Origin of the sequence: uncultured Anaerococcus sp. (assembly GCF_963512375.1) — a bacterium.
Lineage (GTDB): Bacteria > Bacillota > Clostridia > Tissierellales > Peptoniphilaceae > Anaerococcus.
In genome coordinates this window covers 192,604-216,239 of sequence record NZ_CAUPMI010000001.1, presented here as the reverse complement: position 1 = coordinate 216,239, position 23,636 = coordinate 192,604, and the positions used below count along the sequence as shown (strand labels likewise).

General features: G+C 36.5%; 20 protein-coding genes. 19 read left to right on the top strand and 1 reads right to left on the bottom strand.

Translation table 11 applies throughout. The features are described 5' to 3' along the window. Positions 1 to 57 precede the first annotated feature (57 nt). The 6 genes from hpf to RRB46_RS01100 all read left to right on the top strand — a co-directional run bounded on the left by hpf (position 58) and on the right by RRB46_RS01100 (position 8,600). Positions 58 to 603, top strand: coding sequence for a ribosome hibernation-promoting factor, HPF/YfiA family (gene hpf, locus RRB46_RS01125; RefSeq protein ID WP_296128176.1), 546 nt, complete (start codon positions 58 to 60; stop codon positions 601 to 603). 273 nt (positions 604 to 876) lie between these two features. After that, positions 877 to 3,594, top strand: coding sequence for a preprotein translocase subunit SecA (secA, locus tag RRB46_RS01120; protein WP_311537189.1), 2,718 nt, complete (start codon positions 877 to 879; stop codon positions 3,592 to 3,594). A 1-nt stretch (position 3,595) separates the two neighbouring features. After that, positions 3,596 to 4,706 (top strand): peptide chain release factor 2 gene (gene prfB / locus RRB46_RS01115; protein WP_296128171.1). Its coding sequence is split into 2 segments (ribosomal slippage): positions 3,596 to 3,670 and positions 3,672 to 4,706, totalling 1,110 coding nucleotides; the frame shifts between segments, so codons are not numbered across the junction. Positions 4,707 to 4,751: 45 nt separating this feature from the next. Then, positions 4,752 to 5,837, top strand: coding sequence for a tryptophan--tRNA ligase (gene trpS, locus RRB46_RS01110; protein WP_296128169.1), 1,086 nt, complete (start codon positions 4,752 to 4,754; stop codon positions 5,835 to 5,837). A 3-nt stretch (positions 5,838 to 5,840) separates the two neighbouring features. Next, positions 5,841 to 7,139 (top strand): sodium-dependent transporter, encoded by a 1,299-nt coding sequence (locus RRB46_RS01105; RefSeq protein ID WP_311537188.1) that lies wholly within the window; start codon positions 5,841 to 5,843, stop codon positions 7,137 to 7,139. Between the two features lie 156 nt (positions 7,140 to 7,295). Further along, positions 7,296 to 8,600 carry a sodium-dependent transporter gene (locus RRB46_RS01100; RefSeq protein ID WP_311537187.1) on the top strand — a complete coding sequence of 435 codons (1,305 nt, stop codon included), beginning with the start codon at positions 7,296 to 7,298 and terminating at the stop codon, positions 8,598 to 8,600. Positions 8,601 to 8,636: 36 nt separating this feature from the next. On the opposite strand, the gene RRB46_RS01095 is transcribed toward RRB46_RS01100, so the two are convergent. Further along, positions 8,637 to 9,320 (bottom strand): phosphoribosylaminoimidazolesuccinocarboxamide synthase, encoded by a 684-nt coding sequence (locus RRB46_RS01095; protein WP_311537186.1) that lies wholly within the window; start codon positions 9,318 to 9,320, stop codon positions 8,637 to 8,639. A 182-nt stretch (positions 9,321 to 9,502) separates the two neighbouring features. Between RRB46_RS01095 and purE the strand changes: the two genes are divergently transcribed. From purE to RRB46_RS01030, 13 genes are all read left to right on the top strand, one after another. Beyond that, positions 9,503 to 9,982 (top strand): 5-(carboxyamino)imidazole ribonucleotide mutase, encoded by a 480-nt coding sequence (gene purE / locus RRB46_RS01090; RefSeq protein ID WP_297688748.1) that lies wholly within the window; start codon positions 9,503 to 9,505, stop codon positions 9,980 to 9,982. Further along, positions 9,979 to 11,019, top strand: a complete 1,041-nt coding sequence (locus RRB46_RS01085) for an ATP-grasp domain-containing protein (protein WP_311537185.1) — start codon at positions 9,979 to 9,981, stop codon at positions 11,017 to 11,019. The genes purE and RRB46_RS01085 overlap by 4 nt, the downstream gene beginning before the upstream one ends. After that, complete coding sequence (locus tag RRB46_RS01080; protein ID WP_311537184.1) at positions 11,006 to 14,674, top strand: phosphoribosylformylglycinamidine synthase; 3,669 nt, start codon at positions 11,006 to 11,008, stop codon at positions 14,672 to 14,674. The genes RRB46_RS01085 and RRB46_RS01080 overlap by 14 nt, the downstream gene beginning before the upstream one ends. A gap of 19 nt (positions 14,675 to 14,693) precedes the next feature. After that, entirely contained in the window at positions 14,694 to 16,121 is a 1,428-nt protein-coding gene (purF, locus tag RRB46_RS01075; protein WP_311537183.1) for an amidophosphoribosyltransferase, read from the top strand. Beyond that, on the top strand, positions 16,105 to 17,109 hold the full coding sequence (gene purM / locus RRB46_RS01070; RefSeq protein ID WP_311537182.1) for a phosphoribosylformylglycinamidine cyclo-ligase: 1,005 nt from the start codon (positions 16,105 to 16,107) through the stop codon (positions 17,107 to 17,109). Before purF ends, purM begins: the two co-directional genes overlap by 17 nt. Then, positions 17,106 to 17,669: a phosphoribosylglycinamide formyltransferase gene (gene purN, locus RRB46_RS01065; RefSeq protein ID WP_311537181.1), complete on the top strand. Its 564-nt coding sequence runs from the start codon at positions 17,106 to 17,108 to the stop codon at positions 17,667 to 17,669. The genes purM and purN overlap by 4 nt, the downstream gene beginning before the upstream one ends. Next, complete coding sequence (gene purH, locus RRB46_RS01060; RefSeq protein WP_311537180.1) at positions 17,666 to 19,183, top strand: bifunctional phosphoribosylaminoimidazolecarboxamide formyltransferase/IMP cyclohydrolase; 1,518 nt, start codon at positions 17,666 to 17,668, stop codon at positions 19,181 to 19,183. The genes purN and purH overlap by 4 nt, the downstream gene beginning before the upstream one ends. Position 19,184: 1 nt before the next feature. Next, positions 19,185 to 20,429, top strand: a complete 1,245-nt coding sequence (gene purD / locus RRB46_RS01055) for a phosphoribosylamine--glycine ligase (protein ID WP_311537179.1) — start codon at positions 19,185 to 19,187, stop codon at positions 20,427 to 20,429. Further along, positions 20,430 to 22,073 (top strand): formate--tetrahydrofolate ligase, encoded by a 1,644-nt coding sequence (locus RRB46_RS01050; protein WP_311537178.1) that lies wholly within the window; start codon positions 20,430 to 20,432, stop codon positions 22,071 to 22,073. It begins immediately after the preceding gene. Positions 22,074 to 22,094: 21 nt separating this feature from the next. Next, positions 22,095 to 22,286 carry a hypothetical protein gene (locus RRB46_RS01045; RefSeq protein WP_106460684.1) on the top strand — a complete coding sequence of 64 codons (192 nt, stop codon included), beginning with the start codon at positions 22,095 to 22,097 and terminating at the stop codon, positions 22,284 to 22,286. A 103-nt stretch (positions 22,287 to 22,389) separates the two neighbouring features. Continuing rightward, on the top strand, positions 22,390 to 22,710 hold the full coding sequence (locus RRB46_RS01040; RefSeq protein ID WP_311537177.1) for a hypothetical protein: 321 nt from the start codon (positions 22,390 to 22,392) through the stop codon (positions 22,708 to 22,710). Between the two features lie 51 nt (positions 22,711 to 22,761). Beyond that, positions 22,762 to 22,974: a hypothetical protein gene (locus RRB46_RS01035; protein WP_311537176.1), complete on the top strand. Its 213-nt coding sequence runs from the start codon at positions 22,762 to 22,764 to the stop codon at positions 22,972 to 22,974. Between the two features lie 24 nt (positions 22,975 to 22,998). Continuing rightward, positions 22,999 to 23,586 (top strand): hypothetical protein, encoded by a 588-nt coding sequence (locus RRB46_RS01030; protein WP_311537175.1) that lies wholly within the window; start codon positions 22,999 to 23,001, stop codon positions 23,584 to 23,586. Positions 23,587 to 23,636: the final 50 nt, after the last annotated feature.

Below are 23,636 nucleotides of genomic sequence, written 5' to 3'. Positions count from 1 at the left end.
GATTGAGAACAAAATGTAGTATTTATTACTACAACTATAATATACGAGGAGGTTATTATGAAACTAAATATCAAAGCTAAGAATTTTAATCTAACAGATGACATCACAAGAGAATCTGAGAAAAAATTTGATAGGTTAGATAAATACTTCCACGAAGAAGAAGAGCTTGATTTGAAATTTGCTAAGGAGGGTATTGGTTTTGAGGTAGAGGCTACTGTTTATCTAGACAATGGCACTATCCTTCGTGCAGAAGCTTGCGATGAGTCTTACCAAAATGCTATTGATAGGGTTATAGATGCCTTAGTCAGACAAATTAGAAAGCATAAGACAAGACTACAAAGAAATAGAAATACTGGACAATCAATTAGATTTGAAGCCTTTGATCAATATGAACCAGGCGAAGAAAAACAAGATGAAGAAGAAATCAAGATTGCTAGGGAAAAATCTATTCCAGTTAAACCAATGAGTGCTGAAGAAGCAATCCTTCAAATGGAACTATTAAATCATAATTTCTTTGTATATCAAGATGCAGAAGATATGGAAATTAGAGTCGTCTATAAGAGAAGAAAAGGCGATTATGGTATGATAGTACCAACCTTATAAAGATTTATAGATTAACATGATTTAACTTATATATATAAAATATAATGAGGACCTTCGGGTCCTTTTTATATTCTTAGCTTCTCCTATTGATTAATGTAAAATAAGCCTATATAATAAATAGTGGACTATAATAATTATTATTTATTTTACGGGAAATTTACAAGGCTTTTTTATCGGATAAAGATTGATTATAATTACAGACATAAAGCCTAAGAATGATTGAAATTTTGTATAATAAGGGTAGGATAAGTAAAGAATTGGAAGGTGAAAAATTTGGCATTATTTAATTTATTTAAGTCATTTAGTCAAAAAGAAATCGAACAAAATAAAAAGATTGTTGACAAGATTTTAGCACTAGATGAAGATATGCAAAAGTTAACTGATGATCAGTTAAAACATAAAACAGTAGAATTTAAAGAAAGATTAAAAAACGGCGAAACATTAGATGATATTTTAGTTGAAGCATTTGCTGTAGTTAGAGAAGCAAGTGACAGGGTATTAGGTATGAAACATTATCCTGTACAGCTTTTAGGTGGTATTGTACTACATAATGGACAGATAGCAGAGATGAAAACAGGTGAAGGTAAGACTCTTGTAGCAACACTTCCATCTTATCTTAACGCTCTTTCAGGAAAGGGTGTCCATGTAGTAACAGTAAACGACTACCTAGCTAAGCGTGACCAAGAGTGGATGGGTAAAGTTCACACATGGCTTGGTCTAAGTGTTGGTTGTATTATTTACGGACTTACAAATAGCGAAAGAAAAGAAAACTACAACGCTGACATTACCTATGGTACAAACAACCAATTTGGTTTTGACTACCTAAGAGATAACATGGTTATCTACAAAGAAGACATGGTACAACGTGGACTAAACTATGCTATAGTCGATGAGGTTGACTCAATCCTTATAGATGAAGCTAGAACACCACTTATCATATCAGGCCAAGGTGATGAATCAACAGATACCTATCAGAGGGCAAATGAATTTATCCAAACCCTAGAAGGTAGGATAATCGATCCTAATGAGGATGCTGATATTGACCCATTTGATAGAGAGTTTAAGGTTGAAGATGTAGATTTCTTAGTAGATGAGAAGAGAAAATCATCTAACCTTACAGAAAAAGGTACAAAGAAAGCTGAACAATTCTTTGGCATCGAAAACTTATCAGATTCTGAAAACTTAGAGCTATCTCACTATATTAATAACGCTCTTAAGGCAAATACAACTATGACAAGAGACATTGACTATGTTGTAAACCACGGCGAAGTAGAAATCGTAGATGAATTTACAGGACGTATCATGCAAGGTAGAAGATTCTCAGATGGACTTCACCAAGCTATAGAAGCAAAAGAAGGTGTAGAAGTTAAGGCTGAAAGTAAGACCCTAGCTACAATTACCTTCCAAAACTACTTTAGAATGTATGATAAACTATCAGGTATGACTGGTACTGCAAAGACAGAAGAAGACGAGTTTGATGAAATTTATAAGCTTGACGTAGTAGAAATCCCTACAAATAGACCAGTACAAAGGGTCGATGATGTAGACTATGTTTATATAAATGAACGTGGTAAATTTAACGCCATAATCAGCGAAATAAACAAAGTACATGCTACAGGTCAACCAATCCTAGTAGGTACAATCTCAATTGAAGCAAGTGAGAGATTATCAGATGCCCTAAAGAAAGCTGGCATCAAACATACAGTACTAAACGCTAAAAACCACGAAAGAGAAGCAGAAATTGTTGCTCAAGCAGGTCGTCTAGGTTCAGTTACAATTGCAACCAACATGGCTGGTCGTGGTACAGATATAACCCTTGGTGGTAACGTAGACTTTATGGCCAAACAAAGGCTAAGAAGAGAGGGAACTTCTGAAGAATTACTAGAAGAAGTTGATTCATTCTCAGCTACAGATGACCAAGAAATCCTAGATATCAGGAAAAAATACAGACACTATAAAGATATCTACAGACCTGAAATAAAGGCTGAGGAAAAACAAGTAATAGATGTTGGCGGCCTATATATAATTGGTTCTGAAAGACACGAGTCAAGACGTATAGACAACCAGCTAAGAGGTCGTTCAGGTAGACAAGGTGACCCTGGTAAGTCAAGATTCTTCATATCACTTGAAGATGACCTAATCAGACTAAATGGTGGGGAAGCAGTAGCTAAATTTGTTGATTCATACAACTTTGATGAAAATGAACCAATAGTTTCAAAACTAGTATCAAGATCAATCGAAAAGGCTCAAACAAGAGTAGAAGCAAACAACTTTGCAACAAGAAAAAGAGTCCTACAATACGATGATGTCATGAACAAACAAAGAACTATAATCTACAACGAAAGACGTGAAGTTCTTATGGGACATGACATGAAAGAAACCATCATCGATATGATCAAAAATGTCATAAGAGAAGCGGTACTTAGCTTTACAAACCCACAAGTTAAACCAGAAAATTGGGAAATGACAGCCCTATTAAATTACCTAAATGGACTAGGTGTACCAGTAACCCAACTACACTTTGAAAATTTAAACTCATACACTCAAGAAAACCTAATTGAATATATAACCCAAGCTACTCTTGCCAAATATGCTGACAAAGAAGCAACCTTTGGCCCAGAAACAATGAGAGAAGTAGAAAGAGTAATCCTTCTAAGGGTAATAGATCAAAAATGGATGGACCACATCGATGCTATGGATCAGATGAGAAAAGAAATCGGAGTAAGGGCAATGGGTCAAGAAGATCCAGTAAGAGCCTACACCAACGAAGGTTTCGATATGTATGAAGAAATGACTAGATCTATCCAAGAAGATACAGTTAAGTTTATGATGAATGTAGAAATGCAACAAAACATTCAAAGAAAACAAGTCCTAGTTCCAGAAGGTGAAAGTCTTGAAGAACTAGATAATTCAGATGATGAGTCAAATCTTAATAGGGCAGAACGTCGTAGACTAGAACGTGAAGCTTCAAAATCAAATGTAAAGAGATAAGATGAGAGAAATATTCGAACTAAAAGAAGAAATTAAAAACTTAAGCGAAATCTTAAAATTAATCGGAGATAGTCTTTGACCCAGCTGGTCTTAAAAAAGAAATCGCAGACTTAGAAAAAGAATCTATCAAAGAAGACTTTTGGAATGATTCAGATAGGGCCTCTAAGATAATGGCAGACTTATCTGACAAGAAAAGCGACCTAGAAGACTATGAAAAGCTAGAAACTAGCCTAAAAGATAATGAAGATTTGATTGAGCTAGTTGAATTAAGCGATGAAGATGAAAGTCAAACTTTAGAAGAAGTAGATAATAATCTTCATAAACTTGAAAAAGATATCAAATCTATGAAGCTAAAGACCCAACTAGATGGTGAGTATGACAAAAACTCCTGCTACCTATCAATAAATGCGGGTGCAGGTGGTCTTGAAGCTACAGATTGGGCAGACATGCTTTATAGGATGTACACCAGATATGCCGAAAAAAGAGGCTACAAGATAGAGGTCAAGGATATAAACAATGAGGAAGCAGGCGGGATCAAGTCGGCAACTCTCTATATCCAAGGACCTTATGCCTACGGATATCTTAAGGCGGAAAAAGGCGTTCATAGGCTAGTAAGGATATCACCTTTTGATAGCCAGTCAAGACGCCACACATCCTTCTCATCAGTAGATGTTTTTCCAGAGCTTGATGATGATAATGAAATAGAAATCGATCCATCAGACCTAAGAATTGATACCTATAGGGCAAGTGGGGCAGGTGGCCAGCACGTCAATAAGACTGACTCAGCCGTAAGGATAACCCACATTCCTACAGGAGTAGTCGCATCAAGTCAGGCTGAAAGAAGCCAAATGCAAAATAAAGAAACAGCAATGAAGCTTCTTTTATCAAAGCTTATCCAGATTAAGGAAGAAGAAAAAAGAGAAAAAATAGAAGATATCCAAGGTAAATATTCACAAATTGCCTGGGGTAGCCAGATAAGATCATATGTTTTCCAACCCTACACAATGGTCAAAGACCATAGGACAAATTATGAGATGGGAAATGTAGAAGCTGTAATGGATGGTGATATCCAGGGCTTTATAGATGCTTATTTAGCAAAAAATGAAAATTAATAGGGAAGCACTAAGCTTCCCCTTTTTTACATGAAGGGAGAAGAAATGGGAGATATAATTTTAACAGGCGATAGGCCAACAGGTAGACTCCACCTAGGCCATTATGTAGGCAGCCTTAAAAACAGGGTGAAAATGCAAAATGAAGGAAACTTTGACAAGATGTATGTCATGATTGCTGACAGCCAGGCCCTAACAGATAATTTTGACAATCCAGCAAAAATTCGTGAAAACCTTATAGAGGTTGCCCTTGACTACTTAAGTGTAGGCCTTGACCCAGAAAAGGTGACAATTTTTGTCCAGTCACAGATAGAACAACTAACAGAACTTACTTTCTATTACCTAAACCTTGTAACCCTATCAAGGCTTGAAAGAAATCCGACTGTAAAAAGTGAGATAAAGCTAAGAAATTTTGAAACTAGCCTTCCAGCAGGATTTTTGATCTATCCAGTAAGCCAGGCTGCTGACATTCTATTGTTTGATGCTAATATAGTACCTGTTGGTGAGGACCAAGAGCCAATGCTAGAGCAAGCAAGAGAGATAGCAAGAAGCTTTAATAATATCTATGGTCAGGTCTTCATAGAGCCAAAGGCAGTCCTCCCTGATCAAAAAATCGCTCGTCGTATGCCTGGCATAGATGGAGCAGCTAAGATGAGCAAATCCTTAGGAAATGCCATCTACCTAGCAGATACTAAGGCTGATGTAAAGAAAAAAGTCATGAGTATGTACACAGACCCAGACCATATAAATATAGATGATCCAGGCAAAGTAGAAGGAAATATTGTCTTTACCTATTTAGATGTATTTTCAAATGATAGTCATTTTGAAAAATATTTGCCAGAGTATAAAAATCTTGACGAGCTAAAGGCCCACTATCAAAGAGGAGGCCTAGGTGATGTTAAGTGCAAGAAGTTCTTAATTAAGGTCCTAGAAGAAGAACTTGCCCCAATCAGGGAAAAAAGAGCCTACTATGAAAAGCACATAGATGAAGTATTTGACATACTTAAGAAAGGAAGTGAAGAGGCAAGAAGCAAGGGAAGCGAGAAGCTTAGCCAAGTTAAGGCTGCCATGGGAATTGATTATTTTAACGATAGAAAGCTTATAGCAGAAATAGAGAAAAAATACCAAGGATAAGTTATGAAGCTTCCAAAAACTAAATCTAAGACCATATTCGTCTTATCGGCTGCAGGTTCTGCAGTCGGTATGGCAAATGTTTGGGGCTTTCCTTATAAATTTCATAAGGGAGGACTCTTCTTTTTGATATTTTATTTGTTTTTTATAAGTCTATTCGCCTATGTAGGCCTATCTAGCGAATTTGCCATAGGTAGGATGTGCAAGGGATCTGTGGTATATTCTTATGAAAAAGCCATAAAGACTAGGTTTAAAAATTCAAAAATAGCAAGTTTTTATGGTTACATACCTATGATAGTATCTCTTATCATAGCCATCGGTTATACCATTATAGTTTCCTATGTGGCAAAGGCTTTCATAGATACCTTAAATGGGACGCTTGCCACAACAAGCTCAAGCCTCTGGTTTGAAAATTTCTCATCCAGGTCCTTTGCAGTAATAGAAACTCACCTAGCAATAGTAATTGTAGCGATAATAATGAGTCTGGGCGGCTTTAAATCAATGCAAAGAATAAACTCCATCCTCATGCCTACTATGATAGTCATATATATTATAGTGATGATAAGGATGAGTGGGCTTGAAAGAATTGAAGAAGGTTATAGGTTACTTTTTAGGGTTGACTTTGAAAACCTTTCTATAGGTACAGCCATATCTGCTATGGGCGATGCCCTTTTTGCTCTTTCTATAACAGGCTTTGGTATGATCTTTATGGGGAGAATGCTGGCTGATAATCAAGATGTAATAGTAGATTCAAAGCTTACTGCAGTTTTTGATACAGTCGTGGCCCTTCTATCAGCCTTTATTATAGTTCCAGCTATAGTTGTATTTGAAATGGGTCATGCCAAGGGGCCTGAATTAATTTTTCATATCTTACCAACCATATTTGCAAATATTCCAATAGGTAGGGGCTTTGCTTGCTTGTTTTATCTGGCTATAATTATGGCAGGTCTTACCTCTTTACAAAATATCTTTGAATCTGTTGGAGATACTTTGGTTAAGAAGTGTAAGATATCAGACAGACTTGCCCTAGGCCTTGTGGGTGGTCTTGTATTTTTGCTCGGAGTATTTCTCCACCCAATTGGCATCTGGGAGCCTTTCATGGATATCACCCTCTACTACATAATTCCTCTTGGGGCAGTGTCAGGTTCTATAATCTGGTTTTATGTTATGGATAAGGATGTTCTTTTAAGAGAAATAAATAAGGGAGCAAAGAAAAAACAAAGTGAAAAATTTATAAAGCTTGGCAGATACCTTTATACACCTTTGGTAATTATTATATGTATCTTGTCAATAATAAGTCATTAAAGCTAGCTTGCCTAGCTTTTTTTATATAAAAAATTTTATTTGAATTTTATACTAGAAGGTATATAATACATAATATACTTTATCCCAGTATAGGGGTATACATACAAAGTTTGTATAAATAAAGTTTAAATAAATATTTTTATATAAGGAGTCATTATGAACAAATTTTCATCGAAATTAGGTTTTATCCTAACGGCGGTTGGTTCTGCCGTGGGAATGGCAAATGTCTGGGGATTTCCATACAAGCTTCAACAGGGAGGAATTGTCTTTCTCTTGGCATATTTAGTATTTATCGGTATTTTTGCATACTGTGGTCTTCCTAGTGAGTTTGCAGTTGGTAGATATGCACAAACAGGCACCCTCGGAGCTTATTACAAGGCCTTTAAGACTAAAAAAGAAGATACAAAGATTGGTAAATTTATCGGCTACATTCCTCTTGTAGGATCACTTGCCATAGCAATCGGTTATGCTGTAATAGTTGCTTATATTTGCAAGGTTTTATTTGATTCCCTAACAGGAAGTCTTCTAAGTGTAGATACAACTACATATTTTGATAGCTTTTCTTTACAGCCATATTCAGTAGTTATTTTTCACTTTATAATCATTACTATCACCCTGTTATCATGTATAGGTGGGGCTAGCACAATCGAAAAAACTAATAAGATAATGATGCCAGGATTTTTTATATTATTTTTAATCCTAGCAGTAAGAATAGTAACACTTCCAAATGCTATGGAAGGCTACAAATATATGTTTAGGTTTGACAAGGAAATGCTTAATTGGGGAACGGTACTTCAGGCAATGGGTCAGGCATTTTTCTCACTTTCAGTAACAGGTTCAGGAATGATTGTAGTAGGAGCTTATCTAGATGATAAAGAAGATATAGTATCATCATCAGTTACAACTGGTATGCTTGATACACTTGCAGCTATGCTCGCTTCATTTGTAATGATTCCTGCAATTATTGTATACAATATGGATCAAGCGGGAGGTCCAGGCTTATTATTCCAAGTTCTCCCAACAATCTTACAAGATATGGCTTTCGGTAGAATATTTGCAATAATTCTTTACACAGCAGTTATCTTTGGTGGTATCTCATCCCTACAAAATATGTTTGAAGTAGTGGCAGAATCACTTATCGATAGACATAAAAACCTAAGTAGAAACTTAGCCCTAATAATTATAGGTATAATCGTGTTTGCCATAGGTGTCAATATGGAAATGATCAGCCAATGGGGTCCATTTATGGATATAATTTCAATCTATATAATCCCAATAGGAGCAATGATAGGTGCTGTAACTTGGTTCTGGATTCTTAAAAAAGATATATTAATTAAAGAGATTAATAAAGGAGCAAAGAAAGTTTACGGCAAAAATTGGCATAATATAGGTAAGTACGTCTATACACCACTTGCAGTTATCCTTTGTCTGATAGCACTAATATTTAGAATATCATTCTAAATTAAAAGAGAGCTTCCATTTTTGGAAGCTCTTTTGCTATTTATTTAAGACGAGTTTGTTGAGTTTGAGAGGTTCGATATATTCTTTGCCCTTATAAACTCTCATATTTCCGCCTGAGATTTCATCTATTAATAAGATATTATTATTTTCATCAAGACCAAATTCTAATTTTATATCGTATAGATCAAGGTCTTTTTCTTTTAGGATTTCTTTTATTATTCCGCAAATTTCCCTAGTTAGATTCTTAAGCTCATCGTATTGGGCTGGTGTCATTATGCCTAGGATTTCTAGGGCATCTTTATTTATTGTTGGGTCGCCTGCCTCATCATCTTTGATTGTTATTTCAAAGAAGGCGTCTAGGTCTTCTCCATTTTCTATGTATTTGCCATATCTTTTATAAAAAGATCCCACGGCCTTATACCTGCAAATAAATTCTAGGCCCTTGCCAAAAACTTTTGCTTTTTTGACTTCCATGGTATTTTCATCAAGATTTGATCTTACATAATGGGTTGGAATATTTTCCTTATTTAATTTTTCAAAGAAAAATTCTGTTAGCTCAAGACCAGCCTTGCCCGCACCATCTATGCTTAGGCCAACTTGATTTTCGCCTGGATCAAATACTCCATCTTTGCCTGTTACATCATCCTTAAATTTCATTAAGATATTGCCATTTTCAAGGCTATAAATATCTTTTGTTTTGCCCTTGTAAATTAAATCCATCATAGTCTCCTTTAGAATTTTTACAATTACGATATAATATTTAGAACTTTCTTACAAGTAAATTTTATTTATTAAGAATAATTTGTCAAGTTTGTGATTAAAAATTTATTTTTGCTTTAGCTATTGAAAAAAATAATAAAATAGATATACTAATTTTGTAGAAGAAAAGTTAAGGAGTTAAAATGTCAAAAGTAGCTGTTATTATGGGTTCAAAATCTGACTATCAGACTATGAAAGAGTGTTGTGCTGTGCTTGATAAGTTCGGCATTGATTACGACAAGAGGGTTGTTAGCGCGCATAGGACGCCAGAGTTGATGGTTGACTTTGCTAAAAACGCTAGAAAAAATGGATACAGCCTAATAATTGCTGCAGCTGGTGGTGCTGCACATTTGCCAGGTATGGTTGCTGCGTCAACGACTCTACCTGTGATTGGTGTCCCAATTAAATCATCCACCCTAAACGGCGTTGACTCGCTTCTTTCTATTGTGCAAATGCCATATGGTGTGCCAGTTGCAACCATGGCTATAGGAGAGGCAGGTGCTAAAAACGCTGCTATTACAGCCCTTGCAATTTTAGCTATAAATGATGAAAAATTAGCTGAAAAGTACAGGGATTTTAAAATTGAATTAGAAAATATAGTAAAGGAAGATATGAAATTATGATTCAGACTATATTACCAAAAAGCACTATCGGTATAATCGGTGGCGGCCAACTTGGACGAATGCTAGCTATGAGCGCAAAAGAAATGGGCTATAAGGTTGCAATTCTAGATCCAGGTGAAGACGCCTGCGCAAGAAAATTTGCAGATTATTTTATCCATAGTGCTTTTAATGTATACGAAAATATTGAAAAACTATGCCAGATGAGCGATGTAGTAACCTTTGAGTTTGAAAATATAGATATAGAATCTTATAAGAAGCTTGAAAATAAATATAATTTCGTCCAATCATCAAGACTCTTAGAAATAAGCCAACACAGACTTAAGGAAAAAGAATATGCGAAATCTTTGGGTATTCCTACTGTAAAATACTTTGATGCTAATAAGGATGATTACGATATTGATGGCAAATATGTAATGAAGACAACGAGGTTTGGCTACGATGGCAAGGGCCAGAAGATAATTTCTTCAAATGAAGAAGTAGAAAAAGATACTATCCTTGAAGAGCTGATTGAACTTGACAAGGAAATATCTGTGGTAGCTGTAAAAGATATTGAGGGAATTCAGATTGTAGCTGTGGTCGAAAATGAACATAGAAACAACATCCTCTATAGGTCAAATATTCCTGCAAGGATTAGCAAAGATCAAGAGGCCAAGGCAATTGAATACACAAAAAGAGTCCTTAATGACAATGATTATTACGGAGTCCTTACTGTAGAGTATTTTATTTCAAATGGCCAAGTGATTTTTAATGAAATTGCCCCTAGGGTCCATAATTCTGGCCACATTACCCAGGAATCTGCGACCAAATCCCAATTTAGGGCTCACATCGAAGGAATTTGTGGACTAAAGGTGGGAAAAATCGAAAATAGGGAGGCAACTCTTTATAACATCTTAGGCCAAAATGAAGAATATTTTATAAATTTAATCACAAAAAAACAAGGCTATCTTCACTTATACGAAAAGGAAGCTCGCCACAATAGGAAAATCGGTCACATGAACTTTTTAGGAAATGTATATTTGGAGGATGACTTTGAATAAGAGAATATTTGTACAAAAAAAACCAGCCTATGACAGGGAAAGTGAAAATCTTAAAAATCTTTTGAATAGAGATTTTAAACTTGCTATAAAAAATCTTAAAACTTACGTAATCTATGACCTTTACAATATAACAGAAGACTTGTATGAGAAGGCAAAAGAAAGAGTGTTTTCAGAAGTAATGATAGACCAGGTTTTTGAAAATATCGACCTTAATGGCAAAACTTACATAGCCTACGAAACTCTCCCAGCCCAATACGACCAAAGATCTGACTCTGCTATGCAGGCTTTAAAATTAATTGACGATAAGGCAGATGTCTTAGTTAGAGCAGGCAAGCTTGTCGTAATAGATGGGGAAGTTTCTGATGAAAAATTAGGACAAATAAAAAAATATCTAATAAATCCAATCGAGTCTTCAGAAAAAGACCTTGCTAAGATGGATTTTAAAATAGATTCTCAAATGAAGCCATTAAGAGATTTGACCGGCTTTAGGGACTATGGCAAGAATGAACTAGAAGGACTTATTAAAGACCTTTCTCTTGCCCTTGACCTAGAAGATTTAGAATTTATCCAAAGCCATTACAAAAAAGAAGGCAGGGACCCAAGTGAAACTGAAATCTATGTTCTAGACGTATTTTGGTCAGACCACTGCAGGCATACAACTTTTGAGACAAGCCTTGATGAAGTTAAAATTAATTCAAAACTCTTCCAAGATGAAATGCAAGCAGCCTTTGATTATTACTTATCTTTAAGGGAAGAACTTGGAATTACAAAGCCTGTTAGACTTATGGATATGGCATCAATTATTGGCAAATATCATACAAAGGTCCTTGGAGATAAAAATATAGAAGTGAGTGAGGAAATTAATGCCTGTTCCTTCTTTACAGATATTGAAAATAAGGGCAAGAAGGAAAAATGGCTCATTCAATTTAAAAATGAAACCCATAACCATCCTTCAGAAATCGAGCCTTTTGGTGGGGCATCAACCTGTATAGGTGGGGCTATAAGAGATCCACTTTCTGGTAGGTCTTATGTTTATCAGGCTATGAGGGTGTCAGGAGCTGGAAATATCCTAGAAAAAAGAGAAGATACCCTTGCAAATAAGCTTGCTCAAGTAGAAATATCTAAGGGTAAGGCCCTGGGTAATTCCTCATACGGCAACCAAATAGGACTAGCAACCACCTTTGTAAGAGAAATCTACGACCCATCCTATGTGGCAAAAACTATGGAAGTGGGAGCTGTTGTAGGAGCTGTAAAAGATGGGGACTACAAGAGAGAAGAACTAGTGCCTGGAGATATTGTCGTAATGATTGGTGGAAGAACTGGTCGTGATGGTATACAGGGAGCCTCAGGTTCATCTGTAATCCACGATGATTCATCTTTAACAACTGCTTCTAGCCAAGTCCAAAAGGGTAATCCAGTAGAAGAACGCAAGATTCAAAGACTCTTTAGAAAGCCAGAAGTCACAAGACTTATAAAAAAATCAAACGACTTTGGTGCGGGTGGTGTATCTGTAGCTATAGGCGAGCTTTCAGATGGTATTGAAATCTTCCTTGATAGGGTCAAAACCAAATACCAAGGCCTAAATCCAACAGAAATTGCCATATCCGAATCTCAAGAGAGGATGGCAGTAGGTCTTGATAAAAAAGACTATGAAGCCTTCATAAAAGAATGCCAAAAAGAAAATCTAGAATACGTTCATGTGGCAAATATAACTGACAAAAACCGCATAGAAATGTATTACAAGGATGAAAAAATTGTAGACTTCTCTGCAGAATTTTTAGCAACTGCAGGAGTCAGAAAACATGCAAAGGCAGAACTGGTTGATAATTTAGGCGAAAATCCATTTGTTAAAAGAGAAGTGACTAAAGAAGCAATCCTTGATGAGTTAAAAGATTTAAACGTAACCAACCAAAAGGGTATGGCTTCTATGTTTGATGCTTCCGTAGGTGCCCAATCTGTGATGATGCCATTTGCTGGCAAGGAAAGGATAACACCTGTCCAAGCCTCAGTTGCAGCTATTCCTACCCTTTATTCAACACCAGATACAGCAACCATCCTAGCCTACGGCTTTATACCAAAGATATCAAAATATTCACCATTCTTATCAAGTATATACGCAGTTTTAGAATCTGTAGCAAAAGTCTATGCGGTAGGTGGAAATAGGGAAAATCTTTACTTCTCCTTCCAAGAATATTTTGAAAAGCTCCTTGATGACCCTAAGAAGTGGGGCAAGGTAAGCCAGGCCATGCTTGGATCAATCATTGCCCAGAAGGAAATAGGAAGACCTGCCATAGGAGGAAAGGACTCCATGTCAGGATCCTTTAATGATATAAATGTAGTAGAAACTTTGATTTCATTTGCTTGTACACCGGTTAAAATATCTGATGTAATCACTCCTGACCTTAAAAAAATTGGCAATAAACTATATATCGTCGAAATAGAAAAAGATGCCAAGGCCTATCCAAATCTAGATAAAGCCATGGCAGATTTTGAAAAATTAAATGCTTATATCAAGGATAAAAAAGTAGTAGCAGCTTATGTCCAAGATTTTGGATCAGTTACATCTTCTTTAATTAAGATGGGTCTTGGAAATAAATTAGGTTTTACAATCGACTATGATGCGGCTCTTGACTTTAACCCTTGCTCAATCGTCATCGAAGGAGACTCAGACCTTGACTTTAAAGAAATAGGAAGAGTGAGCGAAGAAATTTCTATAAATGGCATTGAAATAGGATTTGATGAAGCAGAAAAAGCCTATATGTCAACTCTTGAAGAGATTTATCCAACCTATTACAATAAGGATGGTGAAAAGACAGAAAATATTGCAACATCTGGAAATGAAAAGAGATATTACAAGGAAAAGGTCGATGATGTTAGGGTAGTTATACCAGTATTTCCAGGTACAAACTCAGAATATGATACCCAAAAGGCCTTCGAAGAAGCTGGTGCAAGCGTAAAACAAGTTGTTTTTAGAAATACAAAGGAAAATGATATAAATGATTCTATAGATGAATTTGTAAAAGAAATCAAAAAATCCCACATAATAGCCTTTCCTGGTGGATTTTCAGCAGGAGATGAGCCAGACGGTTCAGCCAAATTTATAGTAAATATACTAAAAAATGACAAGGTTAAAAAGGCAATCCATGACCACCTAGCTGATAAGAGGCTAATACTTGGTATATGCAATGGCTTCCAAGCCCTTATAAAATCAGGACTAATACCTTATGGAGAAATTAGAGACCTAGATTCGGAAGATTTAAGTTTATTTAGAAATACAGGTTTTAGGCACATATCAGATACAGCTATAACAAGGTGTGCCAATACAAATTCACCTTGGACCCAAGATTTTAATTTAGATGATCTCCACGAACTTGTCCTAAGCCATGGTGAGGGACGACTAGTAGGCGATAGGATAGAAGAATTTAAGGACCTTGCAGCCTTCCAATACGTAGACCCTGATGGGGATGCTAGCATGAATGGCAAGTACAATCCAAACGGATCAGCCTACGCTATAGAGGGTATGGTCAGCAAGGATGGCTTGATTTTAGGAAAGATGGGCCATTCTGAAAGATCATACAAGACTCTTTATAAGACCCAAACTATAAGAGAAAGACAAGATATATTTAAAAACGGTGTAAAATATTTCACTAGATAAAATTTATTAAGGAGTAAGGATGTTTGGAATTTGGAATATAGAAAATGCCCCTAGCGTTGCCTTTTATGCCCTCCATGCCCTCCAACACAGGGGACAACAGGGAGCAGGAATTGTCTCAACAGAAAGAACTAGGCTCAGGGGCTACAGGAATGTTGGCCTCTTGGCAGCTGTATTTAAAGATAATGGAAAATTAGAAAAAATAGATGGTACTTCTGCCTTGGGTGCTCTTTGGTACTCAAGCGGTAATTCCACAAACGTTCAAAATATAGAGCCACTTTTGTATAAATTTAACGATGGCCACCTAGGCATAGCCATGAACGGCAATTTAAATAACGCCAAATGGCTAAGAGCCGAGCTTGAAGATGAGGGAGCAGTTTTCCACTCAGCAAGCCATGCTGAAATAATCATGCATTTAATTAGACGATCTAGAAAAGATAGTATTGAAGAAAGATTCAAGGAAGCTTTAAATAAGCTTAAGGGATCATTTTCAGTCATGCTTCTAACCCAAGATGCCCTTTATGGTGCGGTAGATAGGCATGCAACCAGGCCTTTAGTTCTTGGTAGACTCAATGATTCTTATACAATCGCCTCTGAGTCTTGTGCTCTAAATGTAATTGGGGCAGAATTTCTAAAGGATATTTCTGCAGGAGAGTTTATAAAAATAGATGATAATGGATATGAGATTGGAAGCTTTTGTGAGGCTTCAAATATTGCCATCGAATCAATGGAATTTATTTATTTTGCAAGACCAGACTCAACTATACTTGGCAAAAACGTCCACATAGTTAGGAAAAATACTGGCAGGGTTTTGGCAAGAGAATTTCCTGTTGATGCTGACATAGTAGTCGGTGTACCAAATTCTTCCCTATCCCTTGCGACAGGCTATGCAGAAGAAATCGGCCTACCTTATGAGATGGGACTTATTAAGAACCAATATATAGGAAGGAGCTTCATAGAACCTAGTCAAAATCTCAGGGACATAGCTGTGAAGATGAAATTATCAGCCCTTTCTGACGTTGTTAGAAATAAGAGGGTAATCCTTCTTGATGATTCAATAGTAAGGGGCACTACCTCAAAGAGAATCATTTCCATGCTCAAAAAAGCTGGGGCAAGTGAGGTTCACTTAAGGATAGGTTCACCAGAAATTGTCTTTCCATCTTATTCAGGAATTGACATGAAAACCTCCAAGGAACTAATCGCAGCCAACCTTACAAAAGAGCAAGTAAGGGATTTGATAGGGGCAGATAGTTTGGAATTTATATCTGTAGAAGGATTAAAGGAAGCTGTTGGTTTTGACTTTGATACTCCTAATAAGGGAATCTCCCTTGATATTTTTACAGGTGCTTATGTAGAGGGTCTTGGAAATTATAAGGAAGAATTTGAAGCTGAACTTACAGACATACAAAAAGAATACTTAAAAAGGGGAGCAAATGAGCGAGAAATATAAGGCGGCAGGGGTTAGCCTAAATGCCGGCTATGAATCAGTTGAAAGAATAAAAAAACACGTAGAATCAACCAAAAATAAAGGCATGATGGACATGATTGGTAGTTTCGGTGGGGCCTTTGACCTAGGAGCCTATGGCTTTAAAAATCCAGTTCTAGTAAGCGGAACAGATGGGGTAGGAACTAAGCTAAAACTTGCCTTTGATATGGATAAACACGATACAATCGGTATAGATGCAGTAGCTATGTGTGTAAATGACATCCTTGCCCAAGGTGCAATTCCACTTTTCTTCTTAGACTACATTGCCTGTGGCAAAAATGACCCAGCTCAAATCGAAGCAATAGTTAAGGGTGTGGCAGATGGTTGTAGACAAGCGGGAGCGGCCCTTGTAGGTGGAGAAACTGCTGAAATGCCAGGCTTTTATAAGGAAGGCGAATATGATATAGCAGGCTTTGCAGTAGGTGCAGCTGAAAAGGAAGACTTAATCAATGCTCAAAATACCAAGGCTGGCCAGGCAGTAATTGGCATTCCTTCATCAGGTTTCCATTCTAATGGATTTTCCCTAATAAGAAAAGTTTTAAGTGATGAAAATATAAGCCTAGATGATGAATTTAATGGAGAAACTCTTGGAGAGGCCCTCTTAAGACCAACAAGGATCTATGCCAAGGAAGTAAGAAGCTTATTAGAAAATGTAAAAGTTTCTGGCATTTCCCACATCACAGGTGGAGGCTTTATAGAAAATCTTCCAAGAGCCCTTAAAAAAGGCCTAGGTATGAAAATTTATAGGGATTCCTATGAGATTCCAGAAATTTTCAAATTTATTGAAGAAAAGGGTCAAATTGACCACGATGAGATGTATCAAGTCTTTAACATGGGTGTAGGCCTTGCAGTAATTGTAGATGATGCTGATAAAGACAAGGTCCTTGACCTAATTTATGATGCCTTCATTCTAGGTGAGGTCACAGATGAGGAAGGGATAGTCCTTCTATGAAAAAAATAGGAATCTTTGCTTCAGGCACTGGTACAAATTTTGAAGCCTTAGCAAGTTCAGATGAAATAAAAAGTCTTGCTGAAATAAAGATTATGGTTTGTGATAAGCCAGGTGCTAGAGTTATAAAAAGAGCAGAAGATAAAAATATAGAATGCTTCGTTTTTAATCCAAAAGAATATGAAAACAAAGCGGCCTATGAAAAAGAAATTTTAGAAAAAATAAAAGAGCTGGATTACATCTTTCTAGCTGGTTATATGAGGATTCTTTCTAAAGATTTTCTTGAAGCTTATAAGGGGAAGGTCATAAATATACACCCTTCACTTCTTCCTAAATACAAGGGAATAGAATCAATTAAGAGAGCCTATGAAGCAAAGGAAGAATACATTGGAGTTACCATCCATTATGTAAATGAAGAAATAGACGGTGGAGAGATCCTAGCCCAAGATAAGTTTAAGGTTGACTATAGTAAGAGTCTAGATGAAATAGAAAGCCAGGTGCATGATATAGAGCATAGGCTTTATATAAAGACTGCAGCAGAAATCCTAAAGGGGGAAAAATGAAAAGAGCTTTAATAAGTGTAAGTGATAAGACAGGAGTGGCAGATTTTGCTAAGGGCCTTGTAGCAAATGGTTTTGAAATAATCTCTACTGGTGGAACTTTAAACCACCTAAGAGATGCTGGTCTAGATTGCATTTCAATTGAAGAATACACTGGTTTTCCAGAAATTTTAGAAGGCAGGGTTAAGACCCTCCACCCAAAAGTTCACGGTGGACTATTATCAAAAAGAGATAATGAGGGCCATGTGTCAGAGCTTAAGGATAATGACATACATTATATAGACCTAATTTGCGTAAATCTTTATCCTTTTGCAGAAACCTTAGCCAAGGAAGGTGTGACCCATGAGGAAATTATTGAAAATATAGATATCGGTGGTCCTTCTATGCTTAGGTCTGCTGCCAAAAATTATAAATTTGTGACAGTTGTAACTGAGAAAGAAGATTATCCAAAAATCATTAAAGAATTAGAAGAAAATGGCGAGACAAGCCTTGAAACAAGACAAAGACTAGCAGGAAAAGTTTTTAACAAAACAGCCCAATACGATGGCCTAATAGCTTCTTATTTTAATTCTATTAATGGTGAAAATGAAAAATTGACCCTAACTTACACTCTAGAAGATGAGCTAAGATATGGGGAAAACCCACACCAAAAGGCTGCCTTTTATGTATCAGATGAGGAAGTATCTTATTCTCTAAAGGATTGCGTCCAATTACATGGAAAGAAGATGTCTTATAACAATATCCAAGATGCTTCAGCAGCCCTTGATATTTTACAAGAATTTGATGAAACAGTCTGTGTTGGTCTAAAACACATGAACCCATGTGGAGTTGCCACAGGTAAAACCGTATTTGATGCATGGACTAGGGCTTTTGAGGCAGACCCAGTTTCAATCTTTGGCGGAATAGTAGCAATTAATGGTACAGTTGATAAGCAAACTGCCGAAAAAATGCACGAAATCTTCCTAGAAATAATCCTTGCATACGATTATGAAGACGAGGCTTTAGAGATTCTAGAAAAGAAGAAAAACGTAAGAATTTATAAGATTCCAAAGAAAACTGACAAGAATCCTAAATTAATAAAATCTGTAAGGGGTGGAATTCTTGTTCAAGACTATGATGATTCCGTTTATGACAAGCTTGAAACAGTTACAGAAACAAAGGTCAGCCAAGAGGACCTAAAAGACTTAGAATTTGCCTATAAGATTGTAAAACACGTCAAATCAAATGCTATCCTACTTGCTAAGAATGGCCAGACAATTGGTGTTGGCGCTGGTCAAATGAACAGGGTTGGTGCAGCTGAAATTGCCTTCAAACAAGCAGGTGACAAGGCTAAGGGATGTGTCCTTGCTTCAGATGCTTTCTTCCCATTCAGGGACAGTGTGGATGAGGCAGCTAAACACGATATCAAAGCCATTATCCAACCAGGTGGTTCAATTCGTGACCAAGAATCAATCGACGCTTGTAATGAAAACGGCATAGCCATGGTATTTACTGGCATGCGTCACTTTAAACATTAATATGGCAAGAGTACTAGTATTGGGAAATGGCGGTAGGGAAGCTGCCATTTCTTACAAATTATATAAGGAAGGCCATGAAATATTTATGGTCGGTGAAAACCCAGGTGTTGCTGAATTTGGGAAGTGTGTTGATTTAAAAAATGATCAAATAGCAAGCTTTTGTAAAAGAGAAAATATCGACTTAGTATTTGTAGGCCCAGAAGCCTATCTTGTAGATGGGATTGTAGATATTTTAGAAAAAGAAAATATCAGAGTCTTTGGGCCAAACAAGAAAGCGGCTATCTTGGAAGGGTCCAAGTCCTTTGCCAAGGATCTTATGAAAAAATATGGCATCCCAACTGCAGCCTATGAAATTTTTACATCCTATGAAAAGGCCTTAGCCTACCTTGATAAATCAACTTTCCCACTTGTAATCAAAGCTGATGGCCTAGCTGCCGGCAAGGGTGTAATAATAGCTGAAAACTATGATATGGCAAAAGATGCCCTTAAAGAAATCATGGTCAATCAAAAATTTGCCGAGGCTGGAAATGAAGTTGTAATTGAAGAATTCCTTGAAGGTGAGGAATTTTCTCTCCTAGCCTTTATATCTGGCGAAAAGGTCGTGCCAATGAAGATTGTCCAAGACCACAAGAGGGCCTTTGATGGGGATAAGGGTCCAAATACTGGCGGCATGGGTGTCTATATGCCTATTAAGCACATAAATCAGGCTGACATAGACGAGGCAATGGAAAAAATTCTAAGGCCAACTGCCAAGGCTATGATCAAGGAAAAAAGGGAATTTAAGGGTATATTATTTGCAGGTCTTATGAAAACTAAAGACGGAATTAAGACTATAGAATATAATGTTAGATTTGGCGATCCAGAAACAGAAATCCTGCTTTTGGCTATGAAATCAAACCTTTATGATATAGCAGAGAAGGTGATTGATGGCAAGGATTTTGAAGTGGAATTTGATGATGCTGCCTATATTGGAGTAGTCATGGCTTCAAAGGGCTATCCAGAAAGCTATGCAAAGGGATTTGAAATTAAGGGCCTAGAAAAGGTAGATTCTCATGTATTTCATATGGGAACGAAGGCCGAAGATGGAAAAATTCTCACAAATGGTGGAAGGGTCCTAATAGTATGTTCTAAGGCAGACAATTTGAGCCAGGCTTACAAGAAAGCCTATGAAGATATAGAAAAAATAGAGTGTGACAACCTATTTTTCAGAAAGGACATAGGTCATATGTCCCTAGAGGAGGTATAAATGAAGACAGATTATGAGATATCGCTCGCGGCAAAGAAAGAAAAAATCGAAGATGTTGCAGGGAAAATAAATATTTCTGAAGAAAATTTAATCAAATATGGCCAGTACAAGGCAAAAATTAGAAAGCCAGATTTTGATAAGCTATCAGAAAATTTAGTTTTAGTCACATCTATCAACCCTACATCAAGCGGTGAGGGTAAGTCAACTGTAACAGTTGGGCTTTCTGATGGCCTAAACAAAATCGGAAAGAAATCAACAGTTGCATTAAGAGAGCCATCATTTGGCCCAGTTCTTGGCAGAAAGGGCGGGGCTACAGGTGGTGGTTTTGCTCAGGTTGTCCCAATGGAGGAGATAAATCTTCACTTTAATGGAGACTTCCACGCTATCACATCAGCCCACAACGCAATCATGGCCCTAATTAATAACCACATCTTCCAGGGAAATGAGCTTAAGTTTAAGGAAGTTCTATTTAACTATGTCATGGACATGAACGAAAGGGCCCTTAGAAGAATTAAAATCAATGCTAATGGCAAGGACGAAAGAGATTCTTCGTTTGATATCACAGTTGCAAGTGAGATTATGGCTATTTTATGCCTAGCAGAAGATTTAGAAGATCTAAGAAATAGAATTGCTGATATAATGATTGGTTATAACGAAGATGATGAGCCGATTTTTGTAAGAGATTTAAAAATCCAAGGTGTAATTACAGCCATACTTAAGGATGCTATAAATCCAAACCTTGTCCAAACTTTAGAAAATAACCCAGCTATCATCCACGGCGGTCCTTTTGCAAATATTGCCCACGGTTGTAACTCAGTTATAGCTACAAAAACAGCCCTTAAATACTCTGATTATGTAATAACAGAAGCAGGTTTCGGTGCAGATTTAGGTGCGGAGAAATTTTTAGACATCAAATGTAGGGCATCAGGCCTAAGACCAAAGGCAGCTGTAGTAGTTGCAACAATCAAGGCTTTAAAACTTCACGGTGGAGTTGATGAAGCAAACTTAACAGAAGAAAATCTTGATGCCCTAAAAGAAGGGGTTAAAAACCTTGAAAAGCACGTAGAAAACATGAGAAAGTACAACTTACCAGTAATAGTTGCCCTTAATGAATTTGTTACAGATACGGAAGCTGAAATTAAATTTATGGAAGAATGGGCAAAAGACTTTGGCGTAGAATTTTCCCTAACCCAAGTATGGGCCAAGGGCGGTGAAGGTGCGATTGACCTTGCTAATAAACTTGTAAAATTAGTTGAAGAAAATAGCGAAGAAGTAAAACTTCTTTATGAGGACGACCTATCAACAGAAGAGAAAATCAATACAATCGCCAAGGAAATCTACGGCGCTGCCAAGGTTAATTTTACAGACGAGGCAAGGGCGGTCCTTGATAAAATCGACGAACTTGGCTACAGAAATTACCCAATATGTATGGCAAAAACTCCAGCATCCCTAACAGATGATGGCAAAATCAAGGGCAGACCAGAAGGTTTTGAAATAACTGTTTCTGATATCAAGATCAAAACGGGAGCAAGATTTATAGTTGCCTACCTCAATAAGGTCCTAACCATGCCAGGCCTACCAAAACATCCAAATGCTTTGGACATAGACCTTGATGAAAATGAAAATATAATCAACTTATTCTAGAAAATACAAAAAGGATTGAAGTTGAAAGATAAAATCATTAAATTTAAGGAAAATTTAACCTATTATATAAAATCTTTGTCCTTTACAAGTTCATATATAGACGAGCAAAAAATGTATAAGAGCACAGATTGGGAAAAAGAAGTTAAAATCTTGCCCTTGGGTGCCAAGGTTTTAATGGTCCTTTTAATCATCTTCTTATTAATGATTTTATAAAAATTTACAAGCGGCTCCGGCCGCTTTTTTTGAATTATTTAGGAAATCCTTTTTTTAAAAAAATTTTGGGTATTATATAAGTAACAAGATAAAGGAGGATGTGATGAAAAAGTTTTTACTGATATGGGCCTTAGCCCTTGCTATTACAGGCTGCAATAAGGAAGCTAATCTAGAAGAAGGTGCAAAAATAAGCCAGACTAAGACTGATGTGGATGCGCTAGAATATGTTGGCGAAGAAAAGAAATTAGACTTTGCCTATAACACATATTCCCTAAAAGGACTTGATACAGAAAAACTAGAAATGAACTTATTTGCTATAAAAGACGGGGAAGTTTCTAACTTTGTAGATGGACCATTAAGTGATGCTAAAGAAAATTCTTTGCTTGGTATTGGTTTTAATGAAAATTCCTATATCGACCTTTGAATAGAAGGAGATAAAGTTAATTATAATACAAGTTATAAGTCAGATTCCGCTATGGACAAGGACTATTTTAACAAGACTTATTGGCTAGACCAAGCTGATATAAAAGATAAGGAATCAGCTATTCTCTTTGTTGGGATGTCCAAGGATGATAAGGATATTGATATAAAAAATATAACAAAAGAAGACCTTAAAAAAATGAGTGAGGAAGATAAAGACCTTAAGATTTTGGCCTTTGAACTTATACTAGATAAAAAAGAAAAGTAAATTCCTTATTTATAGGAGGGAAAAATGAAAAAGAGAAATATTTTATTAAGTCTACTTTTAATACTAATTTTAGGGGCTTGTAAGGTTGAAAGTCAAAATCCTGGAGAGGTTAAGCTTATAAAAGAAGATTTCGACCTTGACCTAAGGGATGGTTTTGATGGAGGAGATGTGGTTGATTTTGGAGCCAATGTTTACTCATTTAAGAGGCCTAAAGATGCAAAGCTTCGTCTAAAGCTAATAAGTTATGATAAGGGAAATGAAGATGATATTTTTGATATCGAGCTTCCAAAGATAGAAGAGGGTGAAAAGCTAGGGATAGCTATTACTTCAAATAACCTAAATCTTTATGCAATATCAGATAAAAAAATCTCTTCAATATCAGGAGCATACTTTGGAGATAGGATTTTCATAGATAAAAGAACAAATGCCTACACTTGGACTGATGGAGGAGTTCTTAAGGCGGATGAGCCTTTGAGCATATTTGAATCTTATTCAACAAATTCAAAAGATTTAACTGTTTCAAGTCAGTGGAAGGAAGAAATAAAATCTGGACTTAAAAAAGACTTATCAGGTTTGGTTTTAGAAGTTGAACTAGAAAGTGATGAAAAATAGCGGTAGATAAATATAGCAGAAAAATATTTAGCGCTTGACTCGTATTGGAT

Coding starts and splice junctions, on each gene's coding strand:
- RRB46_RS01100 (WP_311537187.1), top strand. CDS start 7,296: ATGAACAAATTTTCATCGAAATTAGGTTTTATCCTAACGGCGGTTGGT.
- purD (WP_311537179.1), top strand. CDS start 19,185: ATGGCAAGAGTACTAGTATTGGGAAATGGCGGTAGGGAAGCTGCCATT.
- RRB46_RS01050 (WP_311537178.1), top strand. CDS start 20,430: ATGAAGACAGATTATGAGATATCGCTCGCGGCAAAGAAAGAAAAAATC.
- trpS (WP_296128169.1), top strand. CDS start 4,752: ATGGGAGATATAATTTTAACAGGCGATAGGCCAACAGGTAGACTCCAC.
- RRB46_RS01080 (WP_311537184.1), top strand. CDS start 11,006: ATGACTTTGAATAAGAGAATATTTGTACAAAAAAAACCAGCCTATGAC.
- RRB46_RS01085 (WP_311537185.1), top strand. CDS start 9,979: ATGATTCAGACTATATTACCAAAAAGCACTATCGGTATAATCGGTGGC.
- RRB46_RS01095 (WP_311537186.1), bottom strand. CDS start 9,320: ATGGATTTAATTTACAAGGGCAAAACAAAAGATATTTATAGCCTTGAA.
- RRB46_RS01105 (WP_311537188.1), top strand. CDS start 5,841: ATGAAGCTTCCAAAAACTAAATCTAAGACCATATTCGTCTTATCGGCT.
- purM (WP_311537182.1), top strand. CDS start 16,105: ATGAGCGAGAAATATAAGGCGGCAGGGGTTAGCCTAAATGCCGGCTAT.
- RRB46_RS01035 (WP_311537176.1), top strand. CDS start 22,762: ATGGACAAGGACTATTTTAACAAGACTTATTGGCTAGACCAAGCTGAT.
- RRB46_RS01030 (WP_311537175.1), top strand. CDS start 22,999: ATGAAAAAGAGAAATATTTTATTAAGTCTACTTTTAATACTAATTTTA.
- purF (WP_311537183.1), top strand. CDS start 14,694: ATGTTTGGAATTTGGAATATAGAAAATGCCCCTAGCGTTGCCTTTTAT.
- hpf (WP_296128176.1), top strand. CDS start 58: ATGAAACTAAATATCAAAGCTAAGAATTTTAATCTAACAGATGACATC.
- RRB46_RS01040 (WP_311537177.1), top strand. CDS start 22,390: ATGAAAAAGTTTTTACTGATATGGGCCTTAGCCCTTGCTATTACAGGC.
- purH (WP_311537180.1), top strand. CDS start 17,666: ATGAAAAGAGCTTTAATAAGTGTAAGTGATAAGACAGGAGTGGCAGAT.
- purN (WP_311537181.1), top strand. CDS start 17,106: ATGAAAAAAATAGGAATCTTTGCTTCAGGCACTGGTACAAATTTTGAA.
- purE (WP_297688748.1), top strand. CDS start 9,503: ATGTCAAAAGTAGCTGTTATTATGGGTTCAAAATCTGACTATCAGACT.